The organism is Burkholderia sp. JP2-270, from assembly GCF_003233675.1.
Taxonomy (GTDB): Bacteria; Pseudomonadota; Gammaproteobacteria; order Burkholderiales; family Burkholderiaceae; genus Burkholderia; species Burkholderia pyrrocinia_C.
In genome coordinates this window covers 3216130-3233072 of record NZ_CP029825.1, presented here as the reverse complement: position 1 = coordinate 3233072, position 16943 = coordinate 3216130, and the positions used below count along the sequence as shown (strand labels likewise).

General features: G+C 66.5%; 19 protein-coding genes and 1 pseudogene. 12 read left to right on the top strand and 8 right to left on the bottom strand.

Annotation, left to right across the window (positions count from 1 at the left end; translation table 11 throughout):
* Positions 1 to 189: 189 nt before the first annotated feature.
* Complete coding sequence (locus tag DM992_RS32825) at positions 190 to 399, bottom strand: hypothetical protein (RefSeq protein WP_047903855.1); 210 nt, start codon at positions 397 to 399, stop codon at positions 190 to 192.
* 460 nt (positions 400 to 859) lie between these two features.
* Here DM992_RS32825 and DM992_RS32820 point away from each other — a divergent pair, with 460 nt between their 5' ends.
* The 5 genes and pseudogenes from DM992_RS32820 (at position 860) to DM992_RS32800 (ending at position 4792) form a co-directional block, all read left to right on the top strand.
* Positions 860 to 1276 carry a nuclear transport factor 2 family protein gene (locus tag DM992_RS32820; protein WP_111020242.1) on the top strand — a complete coding sequence of 139 codons (417 nt, stop codon included), beginning with the start codon at positions 860 to 862 and terminating at the stop codon, positions 1274 to 1276.
* Positions 1277 to 1279: 3 nt separating this feature from the next.
* Positions 1280 to 2137 (top strand): annotated as a pseudogene (locus DM992_RS32815) (SDR family oxidoreductase).
* Between the two features lie 40 nt (positions 2138 to 2177).
* Positions 2178 to 2936, top strand: a complete 759-nt coding sequence (locus tag DM992_RS32810; protein ID WP_111020241.1) for an SDR family oxidoreductase — start codon at positions 2178 to 2180, stop codon at positions 2934 to 2936.
* A 40-nt stretch (positions 2937 to 2976) separates the two neighbouring features.
* Positions 2977 to 3810, top strand: coding sequence for an SDR family NAD(P)-dependent oxidoreductase (locus DM992_RS32805; RefSeq protein ID WP_204356189.1), 834 nt, complete (start codon positions 2977 to 2979; stop codon positions 3808 to 3810).
* A gap of 73 nt (positions 3811 to 3883) precedes the next feature.
* On the top strand, positions 3884 to 4792 hold the full coding sequence (locus tag DM992_RS32800) for an NAD-dependent epimerase/dehydratase family protein (RefSeq protein WP_111020239.1): 909 nt from the start codon (positions 3884 to 3886) through the stop codon (positions 4790 to 4792).
* A gap of 98 nt (positions 4793 to 4890) precedes the next feature.
* Here the strand turns inward: DM992_RS32800 and DM992_RS32795 are convergent, their stop codons facing one another.
* The 5 genes from DM992_RS32795 to DM992_RS32770 form a co-directional block, all read right to left on the bottom strand.
* Entirely contained in the window at positions 4891 to 6756 is a 1866-nt protein-coding gene (locus DM992_RS32795) for a phosphoenolpyruvate carboxykinase (GTP) (protein WP_111020238.1), read from the bottom strand.
* Between the two features lie 527 nt (positions 6757 to 7283).
* Positions 7284 to 8060: a glucose 1-dehydrogenase gene (locus DM992_RS32785; protein ID WP_111020237.1), complete on the bottom strand. Its 777-nt coding sequence runs from the start codon at positions 8058 to 8060 to the stop codon at positions 7284 to 7286.
* 104 nt (positions 8061 to 8164) lie between these two features.
* Positions 8165 to 8920 (bottom strand): SDR family oxidoreductase, encoded by a 756-nt coding sequence (locus DM992_RS32780; protein WP_111020236.1) that lies wholly within the window; start codon positions 8918 to 8920, stop codon positions 8165 to 8167.
* Positions 8921 to 8929: 9 nt separating this feature from the next.
* Positions 8930 to 9796, bottom strand: coding sequence for an SDR family NAD(P)-dependent oxidoreductase (locus DM992_RS32775; RefSeq protein ID WP_111020525.1), 867 nt, complete (start codon positions 9794 to 9796; stop codon positions 8930 to 8932).
* A gap of 50 nt (positions 9797 to 9846) precedes the next feature.
* Positions 9847 to 10347 carry a nuclear transport factor 2 family protein gene (locus DM992_RS32770; protein ID WP_111020524.1) on the bottom strand — a complete coding sequence of 167 codons (501 nt, stop codon included), beginning with the start codon at positions 10345 to 10347 and terminating at the stop codon, positions 9847 to 9849.
* A gap of 211 nt (positions 10348 to 10558) precedes the next feature.
* Between DM992_RS32770 and DM992_RS32765 the strand changes: the two genes are divergently transcribed.
* Positions 10559 to 11062, top strand: a complete 504-nt coding sequence (locus DM992_RS32765; RefSeq protein WP_111020235.1) for a nuclear transport factor 2 family protein — start codon at positions 10559 to 10561, stop codon at positions 11060 to 11062.
* A 51-nt stretch (positions 11063 to 11113) separates the two neighbouring features.
* Entirely contained in the window at positions 11114 to 11830 is a 717-nt protein-coding gene (locus tag DM992_RS32760; RefSeq protein WP_111020234.1) for an EthD domain-containing protein, read from the top strand.
* Positions 11831 to 12193: 363 nt separating this feature from the next.
* Here the strand turns inward: DM992_RS32760 and DM992_RS32755 are convergent, their stop codons facing one another.
* On the bottom strand, positions 12194 to 12592 hold the full coding sequence (locus DM992_RS32755; RefSeq protein ID WP_204356151.1) for a nuclear transport factor 2 family protein: 399 nt from the start codon (positions 12590 to 12592) through the stop codon (positions 12194 to 12196).
* An 81-nt stretch (positions 12593 to 12673) separates the two neighbouring features.
* Here DM992_RS32755 and DM992_RS32750 point away from each other — a divergent pair, with 81 nt between their 5' ends.
* Positions 12674 to 13615 (top strand): LysR substrate-binding domain-containing protein, encoded by a 942-nt coding sequence (locus DM992_RS32750; protein ID WP_111020523.1) that lies wholly within the window; start codon positions 12674 to 12676, stop codon positions 13613 to 13615.
* Between the two features lie 283 nt (positions 13616 to 13898).
* Here DM992_RS32750 and DM992_RS32745 read toward each other — a convergent pair whose 3' ends face one another.
* Positions 13899 to 14087: a hypothetical protein gene (locus tag DM992_RS32745; protein ID WP_111020522.1), complete on the bottom strand. Its 189-nt coding sequence runs from the start codon at positions 14085 to 14087 to the stop codon at positions 13899 to 13901.
* 227 nt (positions 14088 to 14314) lie between these two features.
* Between DM992_RS32745 and DM992_RS32740 the strand changes: the two genes are divergently transcribed.
* From DM992_RS32740 to DM992_RS32725, 4 genes are all read left to right on the top strand, one after another.
* Positions 14315 to 14830: a YbaK/prolyl-tRNA synthetase associated domain-containing protein gene (locus DM992_RS32740; protein WP_111020232.1), complete on the top strand. Its 516-nt coding sequence runs from the start codon at positions 14315 to 14317 to the stop codon at positions 14828 to 14830.
* Positions 14831 to 14891: 61 nt separating this feature from the next.
* Positions 14892 to 15530 carry a helix-turn-helix transcriptional regulator gene (locus DM992_RS32735; protein ID WP_111020231.1) on the top strand — a complete coding sequence of 213 codons (639 nt, stop codon included), beginning with the start codon at positions 14892 to 14894 and terminating at the stop codon, positions 15528 to 15530.
* A 51-nt stretch (positions 15531 to 15581) separates the two neighbouring features.
* On the top strand, positions 15582 to 16556 hold the full coding sequence (locus DM992_RS32730) for a threo-3-hydroxy-L-aspartate ammonia-lyase (RefSeq protein WP_111020230.1): 975 nt from the start codon (positions 15582 to 15584) through the stop codon (positions 16554 to 16556).
* A gap of 117 nt (positions 16557 to 16673) precedes the next feature.
* Positions 16674 to 16922, top strand: coding sequence for a hypothetical protein (locus DM992_RS32725; protein ID WP_111020229.1), 249 nt, complete (start codon positions 16674 to 16676; stop codon positions 16920 to 16922).
* The last annotated feature ends 21 nt before the right edge of the window (positions 16923 to 16943 follow it).

The window sequence follows — 16943 nt, the reverse complement described above, 5'->3', positions numbered from 1 at the left end:
TGGTACGTTGTCACCGAGTCGCGTTTTCGCGTCGCTGATGCAAGCACGCGGCGGCGCTGATACAAGCCGTGCGCCGTGTCGGGCGCGGTGGAAGTCGTACGGCACGAAGCGGGACCGGCCGCGCAGCCTGCCCAATACGCAACGACTGCGCGGCGGGTCCGGACTGCGCGGCGCATGGCCGCGGTGGCGTCACATACCGCGCAACGCGGCGAAACCGAAGTGCGACGGATCGATCGGCACGCAACCGGTCGGCAGGCCATTCGGGTCGACCGAACGGCATTGCAGGATGCCGGCCGCATACGGCGGCGACGGGACCTGGTCCGCTCCGTATCGCGCCATTGCCATGGCCGCGAACGTGCCCATCGCCAATACGCACAGCTTGCGAGTCGTCAGTCTCATGATCGTCGTCCCCTCCGGTTGGCCGCTCGTGCGGTTCGTGTCCGGCGCGCATCGCATGCCGCGCCGGATGACTGCACGGTAGCCAGCGCCCGGCCGCCGGCCATCGTCCATTCCGACTAGGGGCAAACGCCGAGCGGACGCCGCGCGGCATGCCGCATCGCACCATCGCAGGCGACGGATTCGCATGCGTCGCCCAAACGCGGCACGTCGCGCACCTTTCGCGACCGGCCGCGTCAATCGTCGGATGCATGCCGCACATCGTCCGCCGCATCGCACCATCGACATGCCATCGCATGGCGCGCGGCGGCCCACCCCGGTGTTTTCCCCGACCCTCGCCCTGCTCCGTATGGGTGATGAGTCTCGATCGGTCCGATGCGAACCTGCGCATCGACGTCGCAATGCCGCCGCGTCTGCACTCGCGGCGCGGCCGACTCTTTCCGTCCTTCAACGGGAGTACTGCATGACCGATTCGAATCCCCGCCATGCGCTGTACGAACTGGCGTGCCGCTACGCGCAAGGCGTCGACCGGCGCGACTGGCCGCGCCTCACGTCCCTCTTCACCGCCGATGCGACCCTCGCCGGCCCCGGCTTCCGCTTCGACAGCCGCGATGCGATCGTCGCGGGCATGCGCGTGATCGAGCGCTACGAGACGACCCAGCATCACGTACACAACCAGCTCGTCACGCTCGACGGCGGCGAGGCCGACGTCGAGACCTACGGCGTCGCGTGTCACGTCTACGTGCGCGACGGCGTGAAGCGCAAGCTCGACTGGGGGCTGCGCTATCGCGACCGCTGCGTGTTCGACGGCGCCACGTGGCGCTACGCCGCGCGCACGCTGCACGTCGACTGGTCGCAAGACCTGCCGCTGGAGGGCTGAACGATGCGCACCTCTGTTCCCCTCGAAGGCCGCACCGCGCTCGTGACGGGCGGCGCCGGCGGCATCGGCGCGGCCTGCGCGCACGCACTCGTCGCCGACGGCGCGGCCGTCGTGCTGATGGGCCGCCGCCGCGACGCACTCGAACGCGCGCAGCGGCAACTGACCGACGTGGTGCCCGGCAGCCGCGTCGCGATCCACGCGGGCGACGCATGAGACGAAGCCGACCTTCAGGCCGCGCTCGACTGCGCGTGGGCGCTCGACGACCGCCTCGACATCGTCGTGCCGACCGTCGGCGGCGCCGGGTTCCGGCCGCTGCTGCTGCACGACGCCGACACTTTCCACGCGGAAATCGACCTGAACCTGCACAGCGCGTTCGCCGCGATCCGTCATGCGGCACCACGGCTGGCCGACAGCGGCGGCGGCGCGATCGTCTGCATTTCGTCGACCGCCGCGCGGATCAATTTCCGCTGGCTGTCCGCGTACTGCGCCGCGAAAGCCGCCCTCGAAGCGCTCGTGCGCGGCGCGGCCGAGGAACTGGCCGGCGCGAAGATCCGCGTGAACGCGGTGCGTCCGGGCCTCACGCGCTCCGAAGCGACCGCACCGATGTTCGACGATCGCGCGCTCGTCGACAGCTTTCTCGAACAGATCCCGCTCGCCACGCTCGGCGAACCGGAAGCAATCGCGCATGCGGTGCGCTATCTCGCGGGCCCCGAGTCGGGCTGGGTGACCGGCCAGAGCTTCGCGGTCGACGGCGGCCACGAATTGCGCACGAACCCGCGCGTCGACGACACGATCGCGCAGATCTACGGCGCGGCCGCGCTCGATGCGGTCAAGGCCGGCCGCGCGCCGGGCGCCGCATGAGCGCCCGCCTTCTTTCAACGTCAAAGGAATTCGACCGACCATGAATCGAGTCGCAAACAAGGTCGCGCTGGTCACCGGCGCGGCAAGCGGCGTCGGCCGCGCGGATGCGCTGCTGCTCGCCGCCGAAGGTGCACGCGTCGTGCTGACCGACATCGACGAGGACGCGGGCCGTGCGCTCGCACGCGAGATCGGCGACGCGGCGCTGTTCGTGCGTCACGACATCGCCGACGAAGACGGCTGGCGGCACGCGATCGCGTCGACGCTCGAGCGCTTCGGCCGTCTCGACGTGCTCGTCAACAACGCTGCGATCTGCCCGGTCGGCTCGATCGAGGACACGAGCCTCGACACGTGGCGGCGCGTGATGCGCACCAACGCGGACGGCTATTTCCTCGGCTGCAAATACGCGATCGGCGCGATGAAGGGCAACGACACGCCGGGCTCGATCGTGATGATGTCGTCGGTCGCCGCGCTCGGCGGGCTGCCGATGATGTGCGCATATACCGGATCGAAAGGCGCGGTGACGGCGCTCGCGCGCAGCGTCGCCGTGCACTGCAAGCGCAGCGGCTACCGGATCCGCTGCAACTCGATCCATCCGGACGGGATCTGGACGCCGATGACGCAGGCGCTGCTGCCCGATCTCGATCCGGCCGCGCTCGGCATCGGCAGCGATCCGATGGCGCGCATGTGCGACCCGCTGGACGTCGCTAATCTCGTGCTGTTCCTTGCGTCCGACGAATCGCGTTTCGTGAACGGCGCGGAGCTGCGGATCGACAACGCACAACTGGTGTCGTCGCTGTGACGCGGCACGGCGCTTTCCCATTCAGAGGAATCCTTCGATGATTTCATTTACCGGCAAGACCGTGCTGGTCACCGGCGGTGGCGCGGGCATCGGCCGCGCCTGTGCGGAAGCGTTCGGCGCGGCCGGCGCACGCGTGGCCGTGGCCGAGATCGACGCGGTGCGCGCGCAGGACGTGAGGCAGGCGCTCGAAGCGGCGGGCGTCGACGCGCTCGTCGGCACCGTGGACGTCACGCGCCGCGACGAGCTCGACGCATTCGCGCGGACAATCGACGCGCGCTTCGGCGGCCTCGACGTGCTCGTCAACAACGTCGGCGATTTCCTGCAGATCGCGAAGCCGTTCGACGACTGCACCGACGACGACATCGCGCGGCTGTTCGACGTGAACCTGCGCCAGGTGTTCATCGTCACGCGTGCGATGCTGCCGTTGCTGCGCAAGCGCGGCGCGGGCAGCAGCATCGTCGGTGTGTCGTCGATCGAGGGCTTTCGCGCGATTCCGAACTGCACCGTGTACGCGTCGTTCAAGGCTGCGCTGACCGGCTTCACGAAAAGCCTCGCGCTCGAGCTCGGGCCGGCCGGCATCCGCGTGAACCAGATCGCGCCCGAAACCACCGAGACGCCGCAGGTGCCCGTCAGCGCGATGGTCGCGGCCGAACACCATGACCACATCCCGCGCTGGATTCCGCTCGGACGCTTCGGTGCGGCCGGCGACATCGCGGGCGCCGCGCTGTTCCTCGCGAGCCCGCTCGCCGCATGGGTCACCGGCACGACGCTGCACGTCGACGGCGGCGCGCTCGCGGCGGCCGGCTGGTATCGCGACCCGAACGGCTTCTGGACCAACATGCCCGTCGTCACGGGCAACGGCTTCAATTTCTGAGCGACGCAGCGCACGCGCTTGCGGCTTCCCCGTTTATTTCTCGCGGCGCACCTGCGCCGCCACCGGAGACACCATGAAAATCCTGATCGTCGGCGGTACCGGCCTCATCGGCGGCCACGCCGCGCTGCACCTGCGCGCGCAGGGCAACCATGTCACGCTCGCCGCGCGCAAGCCGCCCGCGGCCGGCAGCGCGCTCGCGCAGTTCGACGTGCTGCTGCGCGACTACGTGGCCGGCAACTTCACGCGCGACGATCTCGCGCCGTTCGACGCGGTCGTGTTCGCGGCCGGCAACGACATCCGCCACCTGCCGCCCGGCACCGACGAAGCCGCGCACTGGGAACGCGCGAACGTAGACGCGGTGCCGCGCTTCTTCGCGCTCGCGCGCGACGCGGGCGCGAAGCGCGCGGTGCTGGTCGGCAGTTTCTATCCGCAGGTCGCGCCCGCACTCGTCGATACCGCGCCGTACGTGCGCTCGCGCCATCTCGCCGACGAACGCGTGCGCGCGCTCGCGACGCCGTCGTTCGCGGTGTGCAGCGTCAATGCGCCGTTCGTGGTCGGATCGGTGCCGGGGCTGCGCAACGAGATGTTCGCCGCGTACACGGGTTATGCGCAGGGCCGGCTCGCGGGGCTGCCCGTATACGGACCGGCCGGCGGCAGCAACTTCATCTCGACGCAATCGCTGTCGGAAGCGATCTGGGGCGCACTGCAGCGCGGCGAAGCGGGCAAGGCGTACCTCGTCGGCGACGAGAATCTCAGCTTCGCCGACTACTTCGCGGCGTTCTTCCGCGCGGCCGGCAACCCGCGGGATGTGCCGTCGCTCGATCAGGAGCATCCGCTACTGCCCGACATCGCGATCTACACGGGGCGCGGCAATGTCGTGTCGTACGAGCCCGATCCGGCCGATATCGCACTGCTGCGCTACCGGCGCGGCGATGTGCAGCGCGCGGTCGACGAAGTCGTCGCGCATTGCAGCGCGCAGTAAGCGGCATCGATGCAAAAACGTCCCGCCGCAGGCGCTGGATGCCGGCAGCGGGACGTCAGGGTCGAGGCATCAATGTGTCGATGCGCCGATGCGGGTCGTCAGGCGCCGAGGCGCTGTTCGATCTTCTTCATCGTGTCGGTCATTTCAGCCGGCAACCGCAGCTTCAGCATGTCGAACAGCGCCGCGTGCAGTTTCAGTTCCTCGCGCCATTCGTCGGCGTTCATCGACGTCACCGCATCGAACTGCTCGCGCGTGAAGTCGAGCCCGTCCCAGTGCAGGTCTTCATAAGCGGGCGACACGCCGAACGCATGCTCGCCGCCGCCGCCGGTGCCTTCGAGACGGTCGAGCATCCACTTCAGCACGCGCATGTTCTCGCCGAAGCCAGGCCATACGAACTTGCCGTTCGCGTCCTTGCGGAACCAGTTCACGCAGTAGATCTTCGGCAACGTGGCGCCCGCGCCTTCGAGCTGCTTGCCGAGCTGCAGCCAGTGCGCGAAATAATCGCTCACGTTGTAGCCGCAAAACGGCAGCATCGCGAACGGGTCGCGGCGCACGATGCCCTGCTGGCCGACCGCCGCGGCGGTCGTCTCCGAGCCCATCGTCGCGGCCATGTACACGCCTTCGACCCAGTCGCGCGCCTCGGTCACGAGCGGTACCGTCGTCGAGCGGCGGCCGCCGAAGATGAACGCGTCGATCGGCACGCCGGCCGGGTTTTCCCAGTCCGCGTCGATCGACGGGCACTGCGCGGCCGGCGCCGTGAAGCGCGAATTCGGATGAGCGGCCTTGCGGCCGGTTTCCTTGCCGATTTCCGGCGTCCACGGGTTGCCCTGCCAGTCGGTCAGCTTCGCGGGCGGCGTGTCGGTCAGCCCTTCCCACCACACGTCGCCGTCTTCCGTCAGCGCGACGTTCGTGAAGATCACGTTTTCCTTCAGCGTCGAGATCGCGTTCGGATTGGTCTTCACGCCGGTGCCCGGTGCGACGCCGAAGAAGCCGGCTTCCGGGTTGATCGCATACAGGCGGCCGTCGCGGCCCGGTTTCAGCCACGCGATGTCGTCGCCGATCGTCGTGACCTTCCAGCCGTCGAAGCCCTGCGGCGGAATCAGCATCGCGAAGTTGGTCTTGCCGCACGCGGACGGGAACGCGGCCGCGACGTGATACTTCCTGCCGGCCGGCGACGTCACGCCGAGGATCAGCATGTGCTCGGCGAGCCAGCCCTGGTCGCGGCCCATCGTCGACGCGATGCGCAGCGCGAAGCACTTCTTGCCGAGCAGCGCGTTGCCGCCGTAGCCCGAACCGAAGCTCCAGATCTCGCGCGTCTCGGGGAAATGCACGATGTACTTGACCGGGTTGCACGGCCACCGCACGTCTTGCTCGCCCGCCTCGAGCGGATGGCCGACGCTGTGCACGCACGGCACGAATGCGCCGTCCTCGCCCAGCACGTCGTACACGTCGCGGCCCATGCGCGTCATGATCCGCATGTTCGCCACAACGTACGGGCTGTCGGACAGTTCGACGCCGACGTGCGCGATCGGCGAGCCGAGCGGGCCCATCGAAAACGGCACCACGTACAGCGTGCGGCCGCGCATCGAGCCGCGGAACAGGCCGTTGAGCGTCTCGCGCATTTCCGCGGGCTCGACCCAGTTGTTGGTCGGGCCGACGTCGTCGCGCGATGCCGCGCAGATGAACGTGCGATCTTCGACACGCGCAACGTCGGACGGATCGGATTGCGCGAGATACGAGTTCGGGCGCTTCGCCGGGTTCAGGCGCGTGAGCGTGCCCTGGTCGACCATTGCCTGGCACAGCGCGTCGTATTCTTCCTGCGAACCGTCACACCACACGACGCGATCGGGCTCCGTGAGCGCCGCGATGCGCGACACCCAGTCGATCAGCTTGCGATGCTTGACGAAAGCCGGCGGAACGATCAGCGGGCCGTGCGTTGCTTCGGCCAGATTGTTTTGTGACATGGGGATGTCTCCAGATTATTGGGCGGGGATGGGGGATGCGGGGTGAACCCGCCAGATGGGAAATGCGATCGGAATGCAGGACGCAGCAACGCGCAACGCGGGGCACGCGAGCTGTGCGCGTGTCGATGCCGCGATGCGGGCGAGAGGATGTGATGTCTCGTTAGAAGATGCGAACGCGAGTTTCGCCATGCCAGCAACCTGCCTTACAACTTCCATGCCGGCCAGCATACCATCGCCGTTATCGAGCGGGCATTGCGTTGCAACAAGAAACAACTGTCACGACGTACAGGCACATGCGTTGCCGGCAAGTCATTTCGACTGCGTCGATGCGATCGCTGTCGGGGACGAAACGCGGGGAACGTCCGTCGGACAAGCGTTTGGCGAAAGCGGCAAGTTCGACCTGCCGGCTGCGCGCATGAAAATTGCACACGCGCGCCCGGCGAATTCTCGTTTTCGCTACTCAGGCAAACCCTGAATTAGGTTGCGTACACAAACATCCGGCCCCAACGCGTGATGTACGCCACTGCTCAAAACGGCGCGCCCGGCAATCCGGGGTAATACGCGCCCGCCGCCATCCCGCCGTCGACCGCCAGTTCCGCACCGTTGCAGTACGACGCTTCGTCGCTCGCGAGGAACAGCGTCGCGCGTGCGATCTCGTCGGGCAGGCCGACGCGCTGCAGCGGCACGTTCACATAGTGCTTGTTGATCTCCTCGAGCGGTGCGCCGGTCGGGTTCGACATCGCGGTGTTCACGCCGCCCGGATGGATCGAGTTCACGCGCACGCCCTGGTGGCCGAGTTCGAGCGCAGCGACCTTCGTCAGCCCGCGCACGCCCCACTTGCTCGATACGTACGCGGCCAGCGCGTTCACGCCGCGCAGCCCGTCCACCGACGAGATATTGACGATCGACCCGCTCTTCTGCGCGATCATGCGCGGCGCGACCGTGCGGATACCGACGAACGTGCCGACGAGGTTGATCGATACCGCGCGCTCGAAATCGCGCTTCGACAACTCGGTGATACCGCCGAACGTCAGCACGGCCGCGTTGTTGACGAGCACGTCGATGCGGCCGAACTGCTCGACCGTCGCCTCGGCCACGCGCGCCCAGTGCCCTTCGTCGGCGACATCGAGGCGCATGAAGCGCGCCGCGTCGCCGAGTTCGCGCGCGAGCGCTTCGCCTTCCACGTCCAGCACGTCGCCGATCACGACGCGCGCGCCCTCTTCGACGAACAGCCTGCACGTCGCCGCGCCCATCCCGCGCGCGCCGCCCGTGACGATCGTTACCTTTCCTTCCAGTCGACCCATGTCGTCCTCTCTTCGATTCCGGTTTGCCGGCGGCCACGCGCGAGCGTGTGCGTGCGCGCCGGGCTCATGATTGGTGCGCGGCTTGTGCCGTTAGTCCTTTGCCGTCAGCCCCAGTAAGCCTGCCCGCCATCGAGCGGCAGCGTCGCGCCCGTCAGGTACGCGGCATCGCGGCTCGCGAGAAACACGATCGCGCGCCCGATGTCCTGCTCGCAGTCGCCCACGCGGCCGAGCGGAATCGTGCGGAAAAACGCGGCGGCCTCCTGCGGATTCGCATCGACCCAGCCTTTCAGGCCCGGCGACAACGCGTGCGGCGCGACCGCGTTCACACGGATGCCGTCCGCGCCCCATTCGCACGCTGCCGAGCGCGTCAGCGCACGAATCGCTTCCTTGGTCGCCGCGTACGCGCCGTAACCCGACGCGTCCCAGCGCACCGCGGCCGACGACGCGAAATTGACGATCACGCCGTCGCCTTTCAGATGCGGATGACACGCGCGCATCATCCGCAGCGTCGCGATCGGCCCCGATTCGAGCCCCGCAAGAAAATCCGCATCCGTCACGTCGAGCAGGCGGCCGAGCGGCACGACCTGCGCGTTGTTGACCAGGATCTGCACGCCGCCGAACCGCTCGACGACATCGTCGACGCAATGCACGATCTGCGCGGCGTCCATCACGTCGCACACGAACGGCTCCGCGACACCGCCGCGTGCGCGAATCGCATCGCAGGTGGCAATCAACTTGCCGTGCGTGCGGCCGACCACCGCGACGTGCGCGCCTTCGGCTGCGAGCGCATGCGCGACGCCCTGGCCGACGCCCTGCCCCGCGCCCGTCACGAGCGCGACCTTGCCCTTCAGGATGCCCATGTGCGCTCCTTAAGCGACGATCGCCGGATGGGCCTGCACGGGCCCGCCGAGCAAATCGCGATACGACGGCGGCTGCTTGCCGTCGAGATCGGCGATGCCGTACTGCAACGCGGCTTCCGCGCCGACGAGCACCTGCCCCGACAGCGCCATGCGCTGCGGATCGCCATGGATCGCGTGAATCACGCGGCCCGTGAATTCCGGGCTTTCCGCAACGAGCGAGAATTCCTTGTAGAGATCCGGATGCTCGTCCCACACGCGCGTCGTGCGCTCGGTACGCAGCGGGCCCATCCAGATCGATACGGCCGCCACGTCGAACGGTTTCAGGTCGACGGCCATGTCCTTCGCGAACTTGTCGACGCCGGATTTCTGCGCTCCGTAGGCCGCGCCGTGCATGTAGCAGCTCGCGCCGAACGACGACGTGAACGCGATCAGCCCGCTGCGGCGCTTCGCCATCAGCGGCGCCGCGTGCCAGCTCGCGACATAGGCCGAGCGCAGCCCGACGTCGAGGATGTTCACGAGGTCGAGCGACTTCTCCCAGAACGGGCCCGGCAGGATCAACTGGTCGTGCAGGTAGGTCGCGTTGTTGACGAGGATGTCGAGCCGCCCGCTTTCGCGTTCGACACGCTCGAACAGCGCCTTCACCTGCGCGTCGTCCGCGTGGTCGCAGGCCACCGCGATCCCGCGGCCGCCGAGCGCGTCGATCTCGCGCGCGGTCTCGTGGATCGTGCCGGGCAGCGGCGCATCGCCTTCGTGCTGCGAACGGCCCGTCACGTAGACGGTCATGCCGGCCGCGCCGAGCGCGCGCGCGATGCCCTTGCCCGCGCCGCGCGATGCGCCCGTCACGACGGCGATCGGCGCATCGTGGTTCTGTGTCATGTTCGATGTCTCCTGTGGAATGTCGGCCACGTGCGTGGCGATTACGTGCGTCATGCAGCCGGCGGCTGTGCGCCGGCGAACAGCACGCCCGGCGCATCGCCTTCGTAGCGCGCCGACAGCATCGACGTGACGACGCAGCGCGTGCCCGCGATCTTCCATTCGCCGTCGACCTTCCGGTATTCGTCGTCGTAGTACGCGCCGAGCTGCGTGAGCGTGCGCGCGTTCGTGTCGATCATCTGGTAGTGCAGCCCCCACGTGCCGCGCGCATGCGTGTCGTCGAGCACGGCGATATCGGGATTCACGCCGTGGTGCATCTCGACGATGTTCGGATGGCAGCCGAGCCGCTCGAACACGTCGACGAGTGCGTCGCGCGTGTCGAACGTGCCGATCCGGCCATAGTCGACGTGCACGCGGCCGGGCGCGAAGCAGTCGCGCATTCCTTGCGGGTCCTTGCGGTCGCAGCACGTGAAATAGCGCGCCTTCAGCCGGCGGATCGCATCGGCATCCTCCAGCCTGCGCACACGCGTTTCCAGCGATTCGATGAGGGTCATCCCGTCTCCTTGTTCGGTGCCGGCGCGGATCGAACGCCGCGTCGATGCCACGTTACTGCCCCGCGACGCACCGGCCATCACCCGTTCGGATTAATCCCGCGGTTCATCGCGGAATCGCAGGCGCATGCGTGCACGGCTTTCGTCCGAACAGACGATGTGATGCAGGCGGCTTCGTTCCTACCATCGAACGACACCACCACGAGATACGGCGATGGACGACACGACCCGCACGCTCCATGAATACGAGCAGATCCGGCAGCTGAAGTACCGGTATTTCCGCGCGGTCGATACGCACGACTGGTCATTGCTCGCCGATTGCCTGACCGAAGACTGCGAGGCGCGCCTGTATGGCGGCCGCTATGCGTACGACGGCCGCGACGCGTTCGTGTCGAGCCTGCGCGAGCTGATCGGCAAGCCGACCTTCCTGACGATGCATCACGGCCATCACCCCGAACTCACGCTGGTGTCCGCCGATCACGCGTGCGGCGTGTGGTTTCTCGAGGATCACGCGATCAATATCGAGGACAACTATCTGCTGCACGGCACCGCGTTCTACGACGACCAGTACGTGAGACGCGACGGCGTGTGGCGCATTCATGCGACGCGCCACGAGCGGCTGTTCGAAACCGTCACGTCGCCGATCCCGCCGTCGTTCACGCTGACCGCGAACCGGTTCGCGCCGGATGAACATGGTGTGGCCGTCACCGCTTCCTGAACCCCGGCGGCAGCGCCGCCGATCCCGTCATTTCCCTCTGGAGCCGAAGCAATGGAGAAAGTCATTTACGTGTTGTGGCGCGACGCACAGGCCGCGCCCGATCTGTGGAGCCGCACCGTGCGCGCGCAGCTCGCCGACAAGCTGCTGTCGCTCGGCGCGCACGGCGTGCAGGTGAACGTCGCCGATGCCGATGTCGCGCCGGCCGCCGGCCTGAAGCAGACCAACACGCACCCGGGCATCGACGGGATCGTCGCGGTGTGGGTCGACAGCGCGAACGCGATGTTCCGCCAGCCGTTCGACGATGCGGTGCGCGCGATCGTCCCGCACATGGCCGCGTATCTCGTCACCGAATCGCAGCCGATTCCGAACACGCGCTTTCCGGCGCGGCCGGGCGAGCGCACGGCCGGCTTCTCGCAGCTCGCGTTCCTGAAGCGGCCGCCGCGCCTCACGCACGAGGCGTGGCTCGATGTGTGGCACGGCCATCACACGCGCGTCGCGATCGATACGCAGGATAACTTCCTGTACGTGCAGAACGTCATCGTGCGTGCGCTCACGCATGCGGCGCCCGGTTACGACGCGATCGTCGAGGAATGTTTCCCGGCTGCGGCGATGACCGATCCGCATGCGTTCTTCGATGCGGTCGGCGACGACGAGAAGTTTCAGCGCAACGTGGCCGAGATGATGGATAGCTGCGGGCGCTTTATCGATTTCGACAAGATCGATGTGGTGCCGACGAGTCAGTATGTGGTGAAGGCGGTGCGGGGGTAAGGTGTAGCGGCTGCGGGCCGCACGGCTCGATTACCCTCATCGGGTTCCGTCTTGTGTTCCGTCGCGGGCCGGCGGTGCGCCGTCCATCGCGGGTCGTCGGCCCGATTTTTTGGGCTCTTCGACAATTCGGGCGGATGTCGCTGATCGACCCGTTCCGGTCCGCCGACACCAAGTTGTGTTGACGGCAGGTTCCGAGGTCGCACAGTCATTCCGTCTCATCCCAAAACGTTTGCCCCGCCAGCCGGACATCCGCCACCTGCGGATGTCCAGCATCGCGCGGAGGAGCCCCCGCAGACGCCGGCCGTCCATATCGAGCGATATTCGCCGCAGAATGCCGCCCGTTACAGGCCCACATCGGCTCGGCTACGAGTACTTGTCGCCGACCGTACTGCGAATCGGATGGGTGTCGTAGACGATGATCATCCGCTCGATGAGCCCCGCGACGTCGAACTCGAACACGTCAACGCACTCGAAGCGCACCGCGGAACCGTCTTTCAGGCCCCAGTCGTAGATGAAATAACCCGTCGCGCGTCGAGCCCCGGTCGCGCTAACGCAGATATCGATTGGTGTAATCTTGCTCTCTCCCGATGCGGCAGCGACCTTCGAAAAGAAGGGCTCAGCGTGCATCCAGCCGAGAAACGGCGAGAAAATCCGGGCCTCCGGCGCGAACAACGCACAGATGGCGCCAACATCGCCTCGCTCCAGTTCCCGGAGGTAGGCCCGAACCCGTTGCGGGTATGGTGATTCCGGCGTTGAGTTCAAAATTTTCCTCCGATCGTTCGTTGACAACCCGTCCATTCGCAAGAATGGGGCGTGCGGTTGACGCACGATAGCGACGCACCGATGACTGAACAATCGAAAAATTCGCAATCCGGGTATGCAGCGCAGGCATATCCGCTGGCTGACCTTACGCGCCCCCTGCCGCCGTTGGCAGCATTTCAGTCATTCGTGGCAGCGGCGCAGCTTGGCAGCGTCAGCAAGGCCGCAGACCATCTATGCCGGACGCAAGGCGCAGTGAGCCGCCAGATCCAGCAGCTGGAAGCGCATTATCGGTGCGCACTCTTTGTCCGTCACACGTCGGGTCTGACGTTGACGGCAGAAGGAAACGCGCTGCTGACGGTCACGGTGAACGTTCTCACTCAACTGGTTCGGCATGCCGACACCCATGCAGGGACGACCTCGGTACTCACGTTGAGGGTACCGTCGACGTTTGCAATTCGCTGGTTGCTCCCACGGCTGCCGGACATCCATGGCGCGCTGGACGATACGGAGCTCCGCATCTCGACATCGGCGCACGATACTCCGGATTTCACTGCGACCGACGTCGATGCCATCGTTGTGCGGGGCACCGGGCAGTGGGCCGGTATGGAAGCGATTCCGTTATTCGATGAGACACTCACACCGATGTGCGCGCCAGCATTGGCAACATCACTGCAATCCGTAGCCGACCTTGCGCACGCCAATTTGCTCCATCCCGGCCCCAGTCATGCAGAGTGGCGATGCTGGCTTGACCATGTCGGCTCACCCCAAATCGATACGGGACGTGGACTCGTATTTGATACCCTCGAATTGACGCTCGCTGCGTCGACGGAAGGACACGGAATTGCAATAGGCGATCCGCGGATGGCAAGAGACCGGCTTCGGGAGGGATCTCTGGTGACACCGTTTCGGGATGTGGTTCGAAACGGCCTTTCTTACTTCCTCGTATATCCGCCCCAACGTGCGACACAACCGAAAATTCGTGCCCTCGCCGCCATCCTGCTACGTCTGGCGCGAGAAGACTGACTGATTGACGAAAGCCTCGTAGCCGAGCCGACATTCACATGTCCCACCCGGATCAGTGCGAAGGACGGGTTTTGGCCGAACCGGGACAACGCCGCACCATGCTCGCGAGGCCCTGCCGCCCGCACTGCCGCGGTATTCGGTTGGCCGCATCGTGCGAATCTCGATGCGCAATGTAGCCTGTTCGCAGATGATTTTGGACGCAGCCAACCGGCCACCATATCGCATGGAGCGAGCAACATTGCTGGTTCCCCCCATCACCGAGCGCCCGGCAACGAACTCCGCGTCAGCGAACGGTGATGTCGACGGCCACGATTTCGTATCCGGGGTCGGCGTTCTCGTTCGCCGCTTTTTTTGCTTCCTCATACGACAGAAAGGACATGGCGTCTTCAATCACCGGTGCCATGCCGATATCGCCATCCTCACCGGCGCAGAGGAACTGCTCACCGGTCTTCACGACATAGATGGTCGTCATGGTCGTCATGTCTCCCTCCATGGTTTGCATGGGGAACTTCCAGTCTAGCTTCCACGATTCCGTATGCAACCCCGGCAGTCGAATTGATCCGCCGTCAGGATTCGTCATCCTCCGTGACCGCAGTTACATCCGGCGTGCGTCAAAGGGCCAGCTCAGCGATAGACATCTGCCCTTGTGACAAAACGTCTATAATTGGACAATCCATCGACCAGCCTGCCCGGAGCGACATGAACGACCACCCCGTTTTCGACACGCTTTGCGACCTGCTGACCACGTCCGGCGCCCGTTTCCGCGTGCTGGAGCACCCGGCGGAAGGTAAATCCGACGTAATCGCCGCGATCCGCGGCACGCGCCCCGAACAGGGCGCGAAAGCGATGCTGTGCGCGTTCAGGGACGGCGGCGACACAACCGCGCTCGCCGTGATCCCCGGCCACCTGAAGATCGATTTTCGCAAGGTCGCCGATGCCGTCGGCCGCCGCAAGGCGACGCTCGCTTCACCCGACGTCGCCGCCGCCGTTACCCGCTGCGTGATGGGCGCCGTGCCGCCGTTCGTGTTCGACGGCAACGTGACGCTCGTCGTCGATCCCGCGCTGGTCGAACGCAACGACGAGATCGCATTCAACGCGGGCCGCCTCGACCGCTCGGTCGTGCTCGATGCGGCCGACTACGTGCGGATCGCGCGCCCGTTGCTGGCCGACATCACACGGCCGGAAACGGCGGACGGCCAGGAACACGCCGGCTGACCGTTTCCCGAAGCCGCCGCATCGATCCGAAACCGCAAGCCTCACTGAGCGCGAACCCACCATGACCACCACCCGGAACAAAGCGCAATCGGAGCAGGCATCGCTGATCGAACAGGTACAGCGCATCGCCGAAGGGCTCGGCGAGATGTTCGCGCCGTTCACCGAGGTCGTGGTCCACGACCTGCGCACGCCGAAGCACGCGATCCTCGCGATCCACAACAACCTGTCCGGACGCGCGGTCGGCGATCCCGCGACCGAGCTCGGCCTCGCCCGCATCGAAGACGACGATTTCCCGCAAGTGCTCGCGAACTACCCGAATCGCTTCGCCGATGGCCGCACCGCGAAAAGCACGTCGATCGGCATCAAGGATTCGACCGGGCGCTATGTGGCCGCGCTGTGCCTGAATGCCGACGTCACGTTGTTCCGCGGCTTCCAGGGCATGCTGAACCAGTTCTGCAGTACGAATGGCGAAACCGTCGCCGAAACGCTCGACCCGGCCGGCGCGGACTCGATCCGGCAACGCATCGACGCGTTCGCCACGCGCCTCGCGACGACGCCGCGCGAACTGAAGACCGACCAGCGCCGCGAGTTGATGCAGACGCTGAAGGCCGACGGCTTCCTCGAGGTGCGCCGCGCGATGGAGATCGTGTCGCAGCATCTCGGCGTATCGCGCGCGACCGTGTACAACGATGCGAAATGAAACAAGCGCGCTGCTTTCATGTTGACTAAATTTTCCGACCCTCGATCGACCATGAACTCTCCGACTCTCCCCACGTACGACGACGTTGCCGCCGCCGCGGCCCGGCTCGAAGGCCATGCGCACCGCACACCGGTGATGACGTCGCGGACGATCGACGAAGCACTCGGCGCGCAGGTGTTCTTCAAGTGCGAGAACCTGCAGCGCATGGGCGCATTCAAGTTCCGCGGCGCGTTCAATGCGCTGTCGCGCTTCGACGCCGAGCAGCGCCGCAACGGCGTCGTCGCGTTCTCGTCCGGCAACCATGCGCAGGCGATCGCGCTGTCGGCGCGCATCCTCGGCATCCCGGCGACGATCGTGATGCCACAGGATGCGCCGGCCGCGAAGATGGCCGCGACGCGCGGCTACGGCGGCAACGTCGTGACCTACGACCGCTACACCGAGGATCGCGAGCAAATCGGGCGCGATCTCGCGGAGAAGCACGGGCTCACGCTGATCCCGCCCTACGATCATCCGGACGTGATCGCCGGTCAGGGCACGGCGGCGAAGGAACTGTTCGACGAAGTCGGGCCCCTCGACGCGGTATTCACGCCGCTCGGCGGCGGCGGGCTGCTGTCGGGCACCGCGCTGGCCACGCGTGCGCTGTCGCCGCACGCGAAGCTGTACGGCGTCGAGCCGGAAGCCGGCAACGACGGCCAGCAATCGTTCCGGTCTGGCGCGATCGTGCATATCGATACGCCGCGCACGATCGCCGACGGCGCGCAGACGCAGCACCTCGGCAACCTGACGTTCCCGATCATCCGCCGCGACGTCGACGACATCCTGACCGCGACGGATGCGGAACTCATCGACTGCATGCGCTTCTTCGCGACGCGTATGAAGATTGTCGTCGAGCCGACCGGCTGCCTGTCGTTCGCCGCCGTGCGACGGATGAAGGATCAGCTGCACGGCAAACGTGTCGGCGTGGTGATCAGCGGCGGCAACGTCGATCTGGAGAACTTCTGCGCGCTGGTGTCGGCATCGGCATGAACGTCGCGGCGCGCATGAACATCCTGTCATCCGCGCGCCGCCGCTCCTTCACGTCGCGTTAAGTTTCGCGCCCTAGACTGATTACGTTGTTCTGAAGTCAGTCGTGAAGGAGCCACCATGAACACGCACGCGATCGTCGCCACCGCCCTGGCGGCCGTTTCCCTTTCGGCGTTCGCTCAACCGGGCGTTACGTCAGCCGGTTTTCCCGCCGCATCGCCGCACGACGCAGTCGCGCAGGCGCCCCACCATTCGGCCGGCGCGTTGCCGGCCGCGGGCTTCGTGCTCGCGAAGATCGATCAGAACAATACGCCGCCCGACCGCGGCGGCGACCCGAGCGGCCGCACGCACGCCGGCACCCGTATGTAACGACGCGTGCCCGTCGTCATA

Bases quoted from the DNA above. Each gene is read 5' to 3' on its own strand.
- DM992_RS32825 (WP_047903855.1), bottom strand. From the start codon at position 399: ATGAGACTGACGACTCGCAAGCTGTGCGTATTGGCGATGGGCACGTTC.
- DM992_RS32820 (WP_111020242.1), top strand. From the start codon at position 860: ATGACCGATTCGAATCCCCGCCATGCGCTGTACGAACTGGCGTGCCGC.
- DM992_RS32810 (WP_111020241.1), top strand. From the start codon at position 2,178: ATGAATCGAGTCGCAAACAAGGTCGCGCTGGTCACCGGCGCGGCAAGC.
- DM992_RS32800 (WP_111020239.1), top strand. From the start codon at position 3,884: ATGAAAATCCTGATCGTCGGCGGTACCGGCCTCATCGGCGGCCACGCC.
- DM992_RS32795 (WP_111020238.1), bottom strand. From the start codon at position 6,756: ATGTCACAAAACAATCTGGCCGAAGCAACGCACGGCCCGCTGATCGTT.
- DM992_RS32785 (WP_111020237.1), bottom strand. From the start codon at position 8,060: ATGGGTCGACTGGAAGGAAAGGTAACGATCGTCACGGGCGGCGCGCGC.
- DM992_RS32780 (WP_111020236.1), bottom strand. From the start codon at position 8,920: ATGGGCATCCTGAAGGGCAAGGTCGCGCTCGTGACGGGCGCGGGGCAG.
- DM992_RS32775 (WP_111020525.1), bottom strand. From the start codon at position 9,796: ATGACACAGAACCACGATGCGCCGATCGCCGTCGTGACGGGCGCATCG.
- DM992_RS32770 (WP_111020524.1), bottom strand. From the start codon at position 10,347: ATGACCCTCATCGAATCGCTGGAAACGCGTGTGCGCAGGCTGGAGGAT.
- DM992_RS32765 (WP_111020235.1), top strand. From the start codon at position 10,559: ATGGACGACACGACCCGCACGCTCCATGAATACGAGCAGATCCGGCAG.
- DM992_RS32760 (WP_111020234.1), top strand. From the start codon at position 11,114: ATGGAGAAAGTCATTTACGTGTTGTGGCGCGACGCACAGGCCGCGCCC.
- DM992_RS32750 (WP_111020523.1), top strand. From the start codon at position 12,674: ATGACTGAACAATCGAAAAATTCGCAATCCGGGTATGCAGCGCAGGCA.
- DM992_RS32745 (WP_111020522.1), bottom strand. From the start codon at position 14,087: ATGACGACCATCTATGTCGTGAAGACCGGTGAGCAGTTCCTCTGCGCC.
- DM992_RS32740 (WP_111020232.1), top strand. From the start codon at position 14,315: ATGAACGACCACCCCGTTTTCGACACGCTTTGCGACCTGCTGACCACG.
- DM992_RS32735 (WP_111020231.1), top strand. From the start codon at position 14,892: ATGACCACCACCCGGAACAAAGCGCAATCGGAGCAGGCATCGCTGATC.
- DM992_RS32730 (WP_111020230.1), top strand. From the start codon at position 15,582: ATGAACTCTCCGACTCTCCCCACGTACGACGACGTTGCCGCCGCCGCG.
- DM992_RS32725 (WP_111020229.1), top strand. From the start codon at position 16,674: ATGAACACGCACGCGATCGTCGCCACCGCCCTGGCGGCCGTTTCCCTT.